Below are 13826 nucleotides of genomic sequence, written 5' to 3'. Positions count from 1 at the left end.
TGCGCTTATTCGATCTTCTTGCCTTCCAGCAGCCGCTGCACCAACGGCGCCATGATCAGCTCCATCGCCAACCCCATCTTGCCGCCCGGCACCACCAGCGTATTGATGTGCGAAATAAACGATCCTTGCAGCATCGCCAGCAAATAGGGGAAGTCTATCTGATCCAGCCCGCGGAAGTGGATCACCACGAAGCTTTCATCCAGTGACGGAATGGCCTTGGCAGCGAACGGGTTGGAGGTGTCCACCGTCGGAACGCGCTGGAAGTTGATGTGGGTGCGCGAGAACTGCGGCGTGATGTAGTTGATGTAGTCTTCCATCGAACGCACCACCGAATCCATTACCGCTTCGCGGGAGTGGCCGCGCTCGCCGGTATCGCGGATCAGCTTCTGGATCCATTCCAGGTTGACGATCGGCACCACGCCGACCAGCAGATCGACATGTTTGGCCACGTCATGGTGCTCGGTGACCACGCCGCCGTGCAGCCCCTCGTAGAACAGCACGTCGGTCGGCGCCGGCAGCGGCTCCCACGGGGTGAAGGTGCCCGGCACCTGATTGTACGGCACCGCTTCGTCGTAGGTGTGCAGGTACTTGCGCGAACGGCCGGTGCCGTTCTTGCCGTAGTCGATAAAGCTTTGTTGCAGCAGGCCGAAGTCGTTGGCCTCGGGGCCGAAATAGCTGATGTGTCTGCCCAGATCGCGCGCCTTGCGGATCGCCGCGTCCATTTCCGGCCGGGTGTAGCGGTGGAAACTGTCGCCCTCCAGCTCGGCGGCGCGAATGTTGAGCTGCTGGAAGATTTTGCGGAACGCCACGCTGGTGGTGGTGGTGCCGGCGCCGCTGGAACCGGTCACCGCGATAACGGGATGTTTGGCAGACATGGTGGTTGTCACTCCGTGTTGAATGCGCCGGCGTCAGGGGATTATTGTGGCTCTTGTTGACGCTCTCTATGTCAGGAAAAAATGGTGCGCGCTGGTTTGCAATGCCCCATTGTTACCTGATTTTTTCCGTCAGTCATAGAACCGAGCGCCACTAAATTTCTTCTTGCCCGGCGCGGAACTGGCCGCGTGGCATGATGTTGACGCTCTCGTGCAGTTCCGACCACACCAGCACCACGTCGCCGTTTTTCAGCTGGCGGCGCACGTCCTCCACCTTCTGCTCCAGCGAGCGCTCGTGCTCGCCATAATCGGTGCCTTCGCGCAGCACAAAGGATTCGATCAGGCTGTTCAGGGTATCGGTTGTCAGCTCTTGCCAGGGAATGATCACGTCGGGATGTCCAGATAAGGGGAAAGCCAGGCCGGAATGCGATGCTCCAGCCACATGTGCGGTTTTTTCAGCGTGCCGCCGACGAAGCCGACGTGGCCGCCGTACTCGGTCAACTGGTATTCGATATTGCGCGGCAGGCCGGCGACGTCGGGGATCACCTCATGGGTCATGAAGGGATCGTCCTTCGCATGGATGATCAGCAGCGGCGTCTGGACAGCCGGCAACAGCGGCAGGGCGCTGCAGCGGCGATAATAGTCGATAGCGTCGCTGAAGCCGTGAATGCGCGAGGTGATGGCGTCGTCGAATTCGCGGATGCGCCGCAGGCCGCTAAGCTGTGACAGCTTGAGCGGCAGGGTGTCCGGGTAGTGCAACAACTTACGGGTGGCGTTTTGTTTCAACTGTCCCAGCAGGTAGCGCTGATAAACGCGAGAGAAGCCTTGCTCCATGCGATAGGCGCAGGGCTCCAGCATCAGCGGCGCCGAGACCACCACCGCCGCCTGCAGCAGGCTGTCGGCGCCTTGCTGCGCCAGATAGCAGGCCAGCATGTTGCCGCCGAGCGAAACGCCTACTGCCGCGGTCGGCACCTCGCCGTAGCTGTCGCGCAGCCAGCGCAGGAAGAAGCGCGCGTCTTCGGTTTCACCGGAGTGGTAGATGCGCTGCTTGCGGTTGGGCACGCCGCTGCAGCCGCGAAAGTGCATCACCACGCCGAGCCAGCCGCGCTCGCGCCAGGCGTTGAGCAGGCCGTGCGCGTAGGGGCTGTAGAAGCTGCCTTCCAGGCCATGAAACAGCACTGCGCGCGGTTTGTCGCGCGCCTGCGCCGGATCCTCGCTCCAGGCGAGATCGACGAAATCGCCGTCGGGCAATTCCAGCCGTTGCCAATGCGGTTTCAATAACACGCGGCGGCGCACCAGCCGCGGCAACAGCGTTTGCAGGTGCGGGTTACTGGCCCCGGTCAGGGGGCGAAAGACGTCATGCATAGGTTGAGTAAAAATGTTGTTGGCGACTATTGTGAGATCCCAGACGCACTGTTAGCTTCAATACCAATAACTAACAATGATACTGCAAAAAAGCGCCTTGGGTGAGGAGCACCCGTGCCATGGAACCGAGTTTATTCCTGTCGATGCTGGGCTTCCTGTGGGTGGCCGCCATCACGCCCGGCCCCAATAACCTGCTGCTGACCACCTCCGGCGCGAACTTTGGCTTTATGCGATCGCTGGGGCTGATGATCGGCATCATGCTCGGCATGCAAAGCATTTTGCTGTTGGTAGCCTTCGGCGTCGGCAGCCTGATCCTGGTCTATCCGTCGCTGCACCTGATCCTGAAAATCCTCGGCAGCCTGTACCTGCTGTGGCTGGCGTGGAAAGTGGCCACCGCCGCCTATGAAAAGCTGGAAACCGAGGTGGCGCCGCCGCAGCCGGTGCGGCTTTATCAGGGCTGGCTGCTGCAGTTCCTCAACCCGAAAGCCTGGTTGATGGCGTTGGGCGCGGTGGCGAGTTTCAGCCTGGCGGGCGACAGGTATAACGGTTCCATTGCGGCGATTGCGCTGGGCATTTTGGCGGTGAACATCGTCGCCGGCATTATCTGGCTGGCGTTCGGCACCGTGATCGGCCGCCTGCTGTACAGCAAAAAAGCCTGGGTTATCTTCAACGTTTCCATGGGGTTGTTGACTGCAGCCTGTGTGTTACTGATCTGGCATTAAGGAGCGAACGATGGCGGAAAACTATTATCACGTGGTCGCCTTTACCGGCGAAGGGCTGCGCGGCAACCCGGCCGGGGTCTGTCTGCTGACGCAGCCGCTGCCGACGGAGCGGTTGCAGGCGATCGCCAACGAGATCGGTCTGCCGGAAACCAGCTTTGTCTGGGATGATGGCGACATGACCGCCATTCGCTGGTTTACCCCGGAACGCGAGGTCGATCTTTGCGGCCACGGCACGCTGGCGGCGGCGCATGTGATGTTCAGCGCGGTTAACCCGGCGCTGCAGGATATTCGTTTCCGTTCGGCCGGCGGCGAGCTGTTCGTCAAGCGCGATGCGCAGGACCGGGAGCGGCTGGTGCTTGATTTCCCCGCCCGGCCGCCGCAGAAAGTCGCCGAGCCGGCGGGCCTTTCGGCGCTGTTGGGCGTGCAACCGCAAGAAGTGTGGCAGGCGAAAGCGCTGCTGGTGGTGGTGGAAAACGAGGCGCAGGTGCGCGCGCTGCGGCCGGACATTCCCGCGCTGATCGCACTGGCCGGGCGGGCGGTGATCGTCACCGCGCCGGGTGACGCGGTGGACTTTGTGTCGCGCTATTTCACCCTCGACGGCGGCGAGGATCCGGTCACCGGCTCCGCACACTGCACGCTGATGCCTTACTGGACGGCGCGTCTCGGCCGCCATCGCTTGCATGCCCGGCAGATCTCGGCGCGCGGCGGTGAGCTGTTCTGTGAACTGCAAGGGGACCGCACGCTGCTTGGGGGCTATGCTCACGTGTTCTTGCGCGGGACGATCGCGCTGTAATTTACCCTAATATTACTTAAGGTAATAAAGAAGACTTTTTTATTCTTTTATCGCCCGTCATCGCTCAGATAAAACTGTCAGCAACTGAACAGATTTTTATCAACGGAGCGGAACATGGCGGGCAAACTCTTTTCCTTACGCAACGCGGCGCTGTTGGCGTTGTCGCTCAGCGCGGCCAGCGCCTACGCGGTGGACGTGACCGTGGCGTATCAGACGTCGGCGGAACCGGCCAAGGTGGCGCAGGCGGAAAACAGCTTCGCCAAAAAATCCGGCGCGACCGTCGACTGGCGTAAGTTCGACAGCGGCTCCAGCGTGCTGCGCGCGCTGGCCTCCGGCGACGTGCAGATCGGCAATATCGGCTCCAGCCCACTGGCGGTGGCCGCCAGCCAAAAACTCCCCATCGAAGTGTTCCTCATCGCCTCGCAGCTCGGCAGCTCCGAAGCGCTGGTGGTGAAGAATGACATCAAAAGCCCGCAGGATCTGATCGGCAAGCGCATCGCGGTGCCGTTTATCTCCACCACCCATTACAGCCTGCTGGCTTCGCTCAAACATTGGGGCATCAAGCCTGAGCAGGTGAAGATCCTCAATCTGCAGCCGCCGGCCATCGCCGCCGCCTGGCAGCGCGGCGACATCGACGGCGCGTACGTCTGGGCGCCGGTGGTCAATGAACTGGCCAAACAGGGCAAGGTGCTGACCGACTCCGCGCAGGTAGGCGAATGGGGCTCGCCGACGCTGGACGTGTGGGTGGTGCGCAAGGACTTCGCCGAGAAACATCCCGACGTGGTGACCGCCTTTGCCGCCAGCGCGCTGCAGGCGCAACAGGCCTACCTGGCGGCGCCGGAACAGTGGCTGAAAGATCCGAACCATCTCAGCACGCTGGCGCGCCTGAGCGGCGTGCCGCAAGCGCAGGTGCCGGAGTTGGTGAAGGGGAACTGTTATCTGCCGGTGGCGGATCAGGTTGCCCAGCTCGGCCAGCCGGTGGATAAGGCGATCCGCGATACCGCCGAATTCCTCAAGCAGCAGGGCAAGATCCCGCAGGTCGACAGCGACTACAGCGCGTATGTGACCGACCGTTTTGTGAAACAGGTGCAGGCTGCGCCGCAGTCGTAAGGAAGCAGGATGCTAAACGTCAATCATCTTTCAGCAGAGTATCAGGGGCGGCCGGCGCTGCGCGACGTGTCGTTCCAGATCGCCGCCGGGCAACTGGTGGTGGTGCTCGGCCCGTCGGGCTGCGGCAAGACCACGCTGCTGAATTTGATCGCCGGGTTTATCGAGCCTTCAGCTGGCAGCATCACGCTGGATGGAACGCCCGTTCACGGCCCGAGCGCCGAGCGGGGCGTGGTGTTCCAGCATGAGGGCTTACTGCCGTGGCGCAACGTGGTGGACAACGTCGAATTTGGCCTGCAGTTGGCCGGCGTCGGCAAGGCGCAGCGTCGCCAGGTAGCAGAGCAGATGCTGCAGCGCGTGGGGCTGGCCGGTTACGAACGGCATTTTATCTGGCAGCTTTCCGGCGGCATGCGCCAACGCGTCGGCATCGCCCGCGCCCTGGCCGCCGATCCGCGCCTGCTGTTGCTGGACGAGCCGTTCGGCGCGCTGGACGCGTTCACCCGCGAGCAGATGCAGGAGCTGTTGCTGACCATCTGGCGCGACACCGGCAAGCAGGTGCTGCTGATTACCCACGATATCGAAGAGGCGGTGTTCCTCGCCAGCGAGCTGCTGCTGCTGTCGCCGGGGCCGGGGCAGGTGGTGGAGCGGCTGTCGCTGAACTTCGGCCAACGCTATGCCGACGGCGAAGCCTGCCGCGCGATTAAGTCCGATCCTGAATTTATCGCGCAGCGCGAATACGTGCTGGGCAAAGTTTTCCAACAGCGCGAGGCCTTGCTATGAGCCTGCATTCCACTCTGAAGGCCGCGGCGCAGCCGCAGGACAAGCCGGTACGCCGTTTCAGCGTACCGCGCAACGTTTGGCTGAGCGGCGCCACGCTATTGACGGTATTGATCGTCTGGTGGGGCGTGACGGCGCTGCAGCTGATCAGCCCGCTGTTTTTGCCGGCGCCGCAGCAGGTGCTGCACCAGCTGATCACCATCGCCAGCCCGCAGGGCTTTATGGACGCCACGCTGTGGCAGCATCTGGCGGCCAGCCTGGGACGCATTTTGGTGGCGCTGTTGGCGGCGGTGATCGTCGGCATTCCGGTGGGCATCGCCATGGGGCTGAACGACACGGTGCGCGGCATCCTCGATCCGCTGATTGAGATCTATCGTCCGGTGCCGCCGCTGGCCTATCTGCCGCTGATGGTGATTTGGTTCGGCATCGGCGAAACCTCGAAGATCTTGCTGATTTATCTGGCTATCTTCGCACCGGTGACGCTCTCCGCCGTGGCCGGTGTGCGCAGCGTGGCGCAGGTGCGGGTGCGCGCCGCCCGCGCGTTGGGCGCTACGCGCTGGCAGGTGCTGCGTTTCGTGGTGTTGCCGAGCGCGCTGCCGGAGATCCTGACCGGCATTCGCATCGGGCTGGGCGTCGGCTGGTCGACGCTGGTGGCCGCCGAACTGATCGCCGCCACGCGCGGCCTGGGATTTATGGTGCAATCCGCCGGTGAGTTTCTGGCGACCGACGTAGTGTTGGCCGGCATCGGCGTGATTGCGGTGATTGCTTTTGGTCTGGAGCTGGGGCTGCGCGCCCTGCAGCGTCGATTGACCCCGTGGCATGGAGTACAGCAATGAATGAACGTCTGAATATCACCCCGCTGGGGCCTTACATCGGGGCGCTGGTGGAAAACGTCGAATTAGCCCGGCCGCTGGGTGACGGCCAGTTTGAACAGCTCTATCATGCGCTGCTGAAGCATCAGGTGCTGTTCTTCCGCAATCAGCCGATCACGCCGCTGCAGCAGCGCGATCTGGCCGGCCGCTTCGGCGATCTGCATATTCATCCGGTCTATCCGCACGCCACCGACGTGGAAGAGATCATCGTGCTCGATACCCACGACGACAACCCGCCGGACAACGATAACTGGCACACCGACGTGACCTTTATCGAGAACCCGCCGCTGGGAGCGATCCTGGCGGCCAAGACCTTGCCTTCCACCGGTGGCGATACGCTGTGGGCCAGCGGCATCGCCGCCTACGAGGCGCTGTCGACGCCGTTCAGAACGCTGTTGGCGGGGCTGCGCGCGGAGCATGACTTCACCAAGTCGTTCCCGGAGCACAAGCATCGCGGCAGTGACGAGGAACATCAGCGCTGGCAACAGGCGGTGCAGAAAAACCCGCCGCTGCTGCATCCGGTGGTGCGCACCCACCCGGTCAGCGGCCGGCAGGCGCTGTTCGTCAATGAAGGATTCACTACGCGGATCGTCGATCTGGCGCCGAAGGAGAGTGACGCTTTACTGAATTTCCTGTTTGCTCACATCACCAAACCGGAGTTTCAGGTGCGCTGGCGCTGGCAGGAGAATGACGTGGCGATCTGGGATAACCGCGTGACGCAACACTACGCCAACGCGGATTATCTGCCGCAGCGGCGCATCATGCACCGCGCGACCATTCTGGGGGATAAACCTTTTTACAAGGCCTGAGGCTTAGGCGTCGAACGCCTGCGTTAGCTGCTCCAGCTGTTCCTGCGCATCCAGCCAGGTCATTTCCGTCTCTTCCAGCGCGGATTTGGCCTGGCTTTGCTTTTGCAGGCAGTCGGTCAGCTCGGCCTTGCGGCTGATGTCGTACAGTGCGGAGTCCGCCAACTGCTCTTCCACCGCCGCCAGTTCGGCGCCCAGTTTTTCCATCTGCTGTTCCAGTTTGGCGATCTGCTTGCGCAGCGGTTGGGTCTGGGTGCGGAATTCCGCCTCGCGGCGTTTTTGATCCTTGCGCGCCTGTGCGCTGTTGCCACCGCTCTCTTTTTCCGGTGCGTCCTGCTGGCTTTCCTGACGCTGCAGATCGATCAGCCACTGCTGGTAGTCGTCGAGGTCGCCCTCGAAAGGCTCGACCTGGCCGTCGTGCACCAGATACAGATCGTCGGTGGTGGAGCGCAGTAGATGACGGTCGTGCGATACCACCACCAACGCGCCTTCGAAATCGATCAGCGCCTCGGTCAGCGCCTGGCGCATGTCGAGATCCAGGTGGTTGGTCGGTTCATCGAGCAGCAGCAGGTTCGGGCGCTGCCAGACGATCAGCGCCAGCACCAGCCGCGCCTTCTCGCCGCCGGAGAACCGTTCGGTCATTTCGCTGACCTTGTCGCCCTGGAAGCCGAAACCGCCCAGATAGTCGCGCAACTGTTGCTCCAGCACCCTTGGGGCGATGCGGCTCAGATGTTGCAGCGGCGATTCGTCGGCGCGCAGGAATTCCAGCTGGTGCTGGGCGAAGTAACCCAGCTTGATGCCTTTCGCCAGGCCGATCTCGCCGCTCAGCGGTTCCAGGGTGCCGGCCAGCAGTTTGATCAGCGTCGATTTACCGGCGCCGTTGCGGCCGAGCAGACCGATGCGCGATCCGGGCACCAGGTTCAGCTTGATTGACTTCAGGATCACTTTCTCGCCATAGCCGGCGCTGACCTTTTCCATGCGCAGCAGCGGGTTCGGCAGGCTTTCCGGCGGACGGAAGCTGAAGGTGAACGGATTGTCGACGTGCGCCGGAGCGATCAGCTCCATGCGCTCCAGCATCTTGATACGGCTCTGCGCCTGCTTGGCCTTGGTGGCCTGCGCGCGGAAACGGTCGATATAGCTTTGCAGGTGCGCCACTTTCTCTTGCTGGTGCTGATACAGCGACTGCTGCTGCGCCAGTTTGGTGGCGCGCTGGCGTTCGAACGAAGAATAGTTACCGGTGTACTCGTTCATCGTCTGCTGTTCGATATGCAGGATCTTGTCGACGATCGGATCGAGGAAGTCGCGGTCGTGTGAGATCAGCACCAGCGTGCCGGGATAGCTTTTCAGCCAGCGCTCCAGCCAGATCACCGCGTCGAGATCCAGGTGGTTGGTCGGTTCGTCGAGCAGCAGCAGATCCGAACGGCACACCAGCGCCTGTGCCAGGTTAAGGCGCATGCGCCAGCCGCCAGAGAAGTCGCGTACCGGGCTTTGCAGCTGTTCGTTGGAGAAGCCGAGGCCGTGCAGCAGACTGGCGGCGCGGGAACGGATGGTCCAGGCGTCGATGGCGTCCAGCTTGCCGTGCAGGGTGGCGATGGCGTGGCCGTCGTTGCGGTCGTTGGCCGCCTGCAGTTCGGCTTCAAGCTGGCGAAACTCGCGGTCGCCGTCGATAACATACTCGATCGCCGGCACGTCCAGCGCCGGCGTCTCCTGGTTGACCCAAGCCAGCGCCCAGTTGCCGGGGAAGGTGAAACTGCCGCCGTCCGCCGCGATCTCGCCCTTCAGCAGCGACAGCAGCGTGGATTTGCCGCAGCCGTTTTTGCCCACCAGGCCGACCTTCTGACCGGGATTAACCGTCGCCGTGGCGTTGTCCAGCAGGACGCGAATGCCGCGTCGGATTTGTAGCGAGGAGAATACAATCATAAAGCGCCGTATGTTCAGAGTATGTTAAATTATCATTAAGGTAACAGAACGCGCACCGCGCGCTGTTTTTGTCTTTGCGATGCATGGTAACGGAAAACCGCTACCCTGACGACGCTTTGGAGGGGAATGATGTCGCAGCCGCCCAAGGTCTTGCTGCTGTATGCCCATCCGGAATCCCATGACTCGGTGGCGAACCGGGTTTTGCTTCGACCGGCGCAGCAGTTGGAACATGTCACCGTGCACGATCTTTACGCGCACTATCCTGATTTTTTTATCGATATCCATCACGAACAACAGCTGCTGCGTGAGCATCAGGTCATCGTGTTTCAGCATCCTCTCTATACCTACAGCTGCCCGGCGCTGCTGAAGGAGTGGCTGGATCGGGTCTTGTCGCGCGGCTTCGCCAGCGGGGTGGGCGGCAATGCGTTGGCGGGCAAATACTGGCGCTCGGTGATCACCACCGGCGAGCCGGAAGGCGCCTATCGCACCGGCGGTTATAACCATTATCCGATGGAAGATATCCTGCGGCCGTTCGAGTTGACCGCCGGAATGTGCCATATGCACTGGTTGACGCCGTTCGTGGTGTATTGGGCGCGGCGGCAGAAGCCGGAGGTGCTGCGCAGCCATGCGGACGCCTACGGCGAGTGGCTGAGCCACCCGCTGCCGCACGGAGGGCGGTGAGCATGGAAGGATCAACCTTACTGACCGCCATTTTACTGTTCCTGTTCGCCGCGGTGGTGACGGTGCCGATCGCTCGTCGCCTGGGGATCGGCGCGGTGCTGGGCTATCTGATCGCCGGCATCGCCATCGGCCCATGGGGATTGGGCTTCATTCGCGACGTTGACGAGATCCTGCACTTCTCCGAACTGGGCGTGGTGTTCCTGATGTTCATCATCGGCCTGGAGCTGAACCCCAGCAAGCTGTGGGAACTGCGGCGCTCGATCTTCGGCGCCGGCGCCGGCCAGGTGTTGATCACCGCGGCGGTGCTGGGCGCGTTGCTGTACCTGACGCACTTTGCCTGGCAGGCGGCGGTGATCGGCGGCGTCGGTCTGGCGATGTCCTCCACCGCGATGGCGCTGCAGCTGATGCGCGAGAAGGGCATGAACCGCAACGAAGGGGGGCAGCTCGGCTTCTCGGTGCTGCTGTTCCAGGATATGGCGGTGATCCCGGCGCTGGCGTTGATCCCGATTCTGGCCGGCGCGGGCGGCACCAGCGACGATTGGGCGAAAATCGCGCTCAAGGTGGCGGCGTTCGGCGGCATGCTGATCGGCGGCCGCTTCCTGCTGCGGCCGCTGTTCCGCTATATCGCCGCTTCCGGCGTGCGCGAAATCTTCACCGCCGCGGCGCTGTTGTTGGTGCTCGGCTCGGCGCTGTTTATGGAGACGCTCGGCCTGTCGATGGCGCTCGGCACCTTCATCGCCGGCGTGCTGCTGGCGGAGAGCGAATACCGCCACGAGTTGGAAATTTCCATCGAGCCGTTTAAAGGGCTGCTGCTGGGGTTATTCTTTATCTCGGTGGGTATGGTGTTGAATATCGGCGTGCTCTACACCCACCTGGCCGAAGTGTTGATCGGCGTGCTGGCGCTGGTGGCGGTCAAATCCGGCGTGCTCTACGGCGTGTCGCGCCTGTTCGGCCTGCGCAGCTCGGTGCGCCTGCAGTTCGCCGGCGTGCTCAGCCAGGGCGGTGAGTTCGCCTTCGTGTTGTTTTCTGCGGCGGGCGCCCAAAAGGTGCTGCAGCCGGATCAACTCTCTTTACTGCTGGTGGTGGTGACGCTGTCGATGATGACCACGCCGCTGCTGATGCAGGCCATCGACCGCATTTTGGCGCGCCGCTACAACGCCAAGGACGAGGATGAGGAAACGCCGTACGTGGAAGACGACGATCCGCAGGTGATCATCGTCGGCTTCGGGCGTTTCGGCCAGGTGATCGGCCGCCTGCTGATGGCCAACAAGATGCGCATTACCGTACTGGAGCGCGACGTCAGCGCCGTTGGCGTACTGCGGCGCTACGGCTACAAGGTTTATTACGGCGACGCCACCGAGCTGGAGCTGTTGCGCGCGGCGGGCGCCGAGAAGGCCAAGTCGATCGTGATCACCTGCAATGAGCCGGAAGACACCATGGAGATCGTGCGGCTGTGCCAGCAGCACTTCCCGAACCTGAGCATTCTGGCGCGTGCGCGCGGCCGCGTGGAGGCGCATGAGTTGCTGCAGGCGGGGGTGAAACAGTTCAGCCGCGAGACCTTCTCCAGCGCGCTGGAACTGGGGCGCAAGGCGCTGATGGAGTTGGGCATGCACCCGCATCAGGCCTTCCGCGCCCAGCAGCATTTCCGCCGCCTGGATATGCGCATGCTGCGTGAACTGATGCCGCCGCATCAGGGCGACGTGGCGCAAATTTCCCGCGTGAAAGAGGCGCGGCGCGAGTTGGAAGAGCTGTTCCATCGCGAAATGCAAAAAGAAAGTCGCCAGTTCGACGGCTGGGATGAATATGAATAAGCGGGAGCATAACGATGTCTGCAACACGTAAGAGATTTATCGCCGGGGCGGTGTGCCCGAGCTGTAGCGCCATGGATACGCTGGCGGTGTGGCGGGAGGATCAGGTGGAAGTGGTGGAGTGCGTCAAGTGCGGCCATCATCAGCGCCAGACCGAACAACAGGTAGAAAAACACGTTCGCCCGCAAGAGCAGGTGATCGGCATTTTCCAGCCGAAGTAGCGTTTTTTTATCCCGGAGGGTACAGCGCGACAGATTTCCGTTACAATCTGTCCGGAAAAGGCGCGCATCCCGATAACGGTGTGCGTCCTAGTAGCCAACGGTAGGAGATATCATGAAAGTAGCAAAAGACTTGGTGGTCAGCCTGGCTTACCAAGTACGTACAGAAGACGGTGTTTTGGTTGATGAGTCTCCGGTGAGCGCACCGCTGGACTATCTGCACGGGCATGGTTCTCTGATCGCAGGTCTGGAAAAAGCACTCGAAGGCCACGACGTTGGCGATCGTTTTGACGTTCACGTCGGCGCGAACGACGCGTACGGCAACTACGACGAAAACCTGGTGCAGCGCGTACCGAAAGACGTCTTCATGGGCGTTGACGAACTGCAGGTCGGCATGCGTTTCCTGGCTGACACCGATCAGGGTCCGGTACCGGTTGAAATCACCGAAGTTGATGGCGACCACGTTGTGGTTGACGGCAACCACATGCTGGCCGGCCAAAACCTGAACTTCAACGTGGAAGTTGTCGCGATCCGCGAAGCGACCGCAGAAGAACTGGCACACGGTCACGTACACGGCGAGCACGACCATCACCACGAACACGGTGAAGGCTGCTGCGGCGGTCACGGCCACAGCCACGATCACGACCATGGTCACGACCACGGTAAAGGCGGTTGCGGTAACGGCGGTTGCGGCTGCCACTAAGCAGAACGCGATCACGAGACAAGAGGGCGGCCATCGGCTGCCCTTTTTTATGCGCGGCGCACCGGGCGCCGAACAGCACGACAGGACATGTCATGGCCACCATGAAAGACGTTGCGCGCCGCGCCGGCGTTTCCACGGCCACCGTCAGCCGGGTGATCAATAATACCGCCTATGTTGAGCCGGTGACCCGCGAGCGTGTCGAGAAGGCGATGCGCGAGTTTAACTACCACCGTAACGCCGCCGCGCTGGCGTTGGCGAAAAGAAGCGGCAATATGCTGGGGCTGCTGACCGGCAACCTCGACGATCCGTTTTTCTCGCGCCTGGCGCGAGGCGTGGAAGACATCACGCGGCAGGCCGGCGTGCGCCTGATGCTGTGCAGCGGCGGACATCAGGCGGAGCTGGAAAAAAGCGGCCTCGACTTTCTCATCAACCAGGGATGTGAGGCCATCGTGGCACACGTCACGCGCATGAGGGAGGACGAACTGCTGCGTTACGCTGCTCACACGCCCGCGCTGGTGCTGATCAACCGCTACCTGCCCGCCATCGCCAACCGTTGCATCTGGCTCGACAACGCCAATGCGGCGCAGGCGGCGACCGAATTGCTTATTCGTCAGGGGCATCGAAGAATTGCCTGCGTGACGGCGGATCTGCCGATCGACGATCGCGCACAGCGGTTAACGGGTTACCGCCAGGCCATGGCGGCCGCCGGCATTGAGGTGCCGGGTGCTTGGATCATCAGCGTGCCCTTCAACGAAAGAGGGGGCGAACTGGCGGCCGAGCGCGTTTTGGGCAGCGATCAACGCTTTACCGCGGCGGTGACGTTCAACGACGTGATGGCCGCCGGCATGATGCGCACCTGCCACCAACGGCAAATTCAGCTGCCTGAGGCGCTGTCGATCGTCGGCTTTGACGACATTGCCCTGGCGAAATATCTCCACCCCTCGTTGACCACCGTGCATTACCCCATCGAAAAAATGGCCCGCCGCGCCGCGCGCCTGGCGCTACAGATCCACAGCGGCAGCGGCGTTGCGCCGCAGAACAACCGCTTTTCGGCCGAACTTATCCTGCGAGACTCCGTGGCTGCGGGCGAGCCGCATGAGCAAAGCAAGCGCGGTGAATGAGAGGCGGCTCACACAATTTTATTGCATGAAACCGATTACATGGGCAGTTGTCTGCGCTCAC

Annotated in this window: 15 protein-coding genes; 11 read left to right on the top strand and 4 right to left on the bottom strand. The window is 62.2% G+C overall.

Features of this window, described 5'->3' with window-relative positions; translation table 11 throughout:
• Positions 1-5: 5 nt before the first annotated feature.
• The 3 genes from ACRAWE_RS22370 to ACRAWE_RS22360 form a co-directional block, all read right to left on the bottom strand.
• Complete coding sequence (locus ACRAWE_RS22370; protein ID WP_004930374.1) at positions 6-875, bottom strand: phosphoribulokinase; 870 nt, start codon at positions 873-875, stop codon at positions 6-8.
• Between the two features lie 151 nt (positions 876-1026).
• Positions 1027-1260 carry a YheU family protein gene (locus ACRAWE_RS22365; protein WP_019456138.1) on the bottom strand — a complete coding sequence of 78 codons (234 nt, stop codon included), beginning with the start codon at positions 1258-1260 and terminating at the stop codon, positions 1027-1029.
• Positions 1257-2237, bottom strand: coding sequence for a hydrolase (locus tag ACRAWE_RS22360; RefSeq protein WP_432525900.1), 981 nt, complete (start codon positions 2235-2237; stop codon positions 1257-1259). The genes ACRAWE_RS22365 and ACRAWE_RS22360 overlap by 4 nt, the downstream gene beginning before the upstream one ends.
• A 119-nt stretch (positions 2238-2356) precedes the next feature.
• On the opposite strand from ACRAWE_RS22360, the gene ACRAWE_RS22355 reads away from it, so the two are divergent.
• From ACRAWE_RS22355 to tauD, 6 genes are all read left to right on the top strand, one after another.
• Entirely contained in the window at positions 2357-2959 is a 603-nt protein-coding gene (locus ACRAWE_RS22355; protein ID WP_019456136.1) for a LysE family translocator, read from the top strand.
• A 10-nt stretch (positions 2960-2969) separates the two neighbouring features.
• The gene (locus ACRAWE_RS22350; protein WP_019456135.1) at positions 2970-3752 is read left to right on the top strand and encodes a PhzF family phenazine biosynthesis protein; all 783 of its coding nucleotides are present in this window, start codon (positions 2970-2972) and stop codon (positions 3750-3752) included.
• A 114-nt stretch (positions 3753-3866) separates the two neighbouring features.
• Entirely contained in the window at positions 3867-4862 is a 996-nt protein-coding gene (tauA, locus tag ACRAWE_RS22345) for a taurine ABC transporter substrate-binding protein (RefSeq protein WP_432525899.1), read from the top strand.
• A gap of 9 nt (positions 4863-4871) precedes the next feature.
• Positions 4872-5639 (top strand): taurine ABC transporter ATP-binding subunit, encoded by a 768-nt coding sequence (gene tauB, locus ACRAWE_RS22340; protein WP_019456133.1) that lies wholly within the window; start codon positions 4872-4874, stop codon positions 5637-5639.
• On the top strand, positions 5636-6472 hold the full coding sequence (tauC, locus tag ACRAWE_RS22335) for a taurine ABC transporter permease TauC (RefSeq protein WP_019456132.1): 837 nt from the start codon (positions 5636-5638) through the stop codon (positions 6470-6472). The genes tauB and tauC overlap by 4 nt, the downstream gene beginning before the upstream one ends.
• Positions 6469-7317: a taurine dioxygenase gene (gene tauD / locus ACRAWE_RS22330; protein WP_063918410.1), complete on the top strand. Its 849-nt coding sequence runs from the start codon at positions 6469-6471 to the stop codon at positions 7315-7317. Before tauC ends, tauD begins: the two co-directional genes overlap by 4 nt.
• A gap of 3 nt (positions 7318-7320) precedes the next feature.
• On the opposite strand, the gene ACRAWE_RS22325 is transcribed toward tauD, so the two are convergent.
• Positions 7321-9234, bottom strand: a complete 1914-nt coding sequence (locus tag ACRAWE_RS22325; RefSeq protein WP_019456130.1) for an ABC transporter ATP-binding protein — start codon at positions 9232-9234, stop codon at positions 7321-7323.
• Positions 9235-9363: 129 nt separating this feature from the next.
• Between ACRAWE_RS22325 and kefG the strand changes: the two genes are divergently transcribed.
• The 5 genes from kefG to ACRAWE_RS22300 all read left to right on the top strand — a co-directional run bounded on the left by kefG (position 9364) and on the right by ACRAWE_RS22300 (position 13765).
• On the top strand, positions 9364-9915 hold the full coding sequence (gene kefG / locus ACRAWE_RS22320; protein WP_025159909.1) for a glutathione-regulated potassium-efflux system ancillary protein KefG: 552 nt from the start codon (positions 9364-9366) through the stop codon (positions 9913-9915).
• 2 nt (positions 9916-9917) lie between these two features.
• The gene (gene kefB / locus ACRAWE_RS22315) at positions 9918-11726 is read left to right on the top strand and encodes a glutathione-regulated potassium-efflux system protein KefB (protein WP_019456128.1); all 1809 of its coding nucleotides are present in this window, start codon (positions 9918-9920) and stop codon (positions 11724-11726) included.
• A 14-nt stretch (positions 11727-11740) separates the two neighbouring features.
• Positions 11741-11944, top strand: a complete 204-nt coding sequence (locus ACRAWE_RS22310; RefSeq protein WP_015379274.1) for a YheV family putative zinc ribbon protein — start codon at positions 11741-11743, stop codon at positions 11942-11944.
• A gap of 112 nt (positions 11945-12056) precedes the next feature.
• Complete coding sequence (gene slyD / locus ACRAWE_RS22305; protein ID WP_004930407.1) at positions 12057-12644, top strand: peptidylprolyl isomerase; 588 nt, start codon at positions 12057-12059, stop codon at positions 12642-12644.
• A 92-nt stretch (positions 12645-12736) separates the two neighbouring features.
• On the top strand, positions 12737-13765 hold the full coding sequence (locus ACRAWE_RS22300; protein WP_019456127.1) for a LacI family DNA-binding transcriptional regulator: 1029 nt from the start codon (positions 12737-12739) through the stop codon (positions 13763-13765).
• Positions 13766-13826 lie beyond the last annotated feature (61 nt).

Origin of the sequence: Serratia sp. BFP-2025 (assembly GCF_050880365.1) — a bacterium.
In the GTDB taxonomy this organism is placed as follows: Bacteria; Pseudomonadota; Gammaproteobacteria; order Enterobacterales; family Enterobacteriaceae; genus Serratia; species Serratia surfactantfaciens.
Note: the sequence above shows the minus strand (reverse complement) of the source record. Positions and strands in the feature narration are given on the sequence as shown.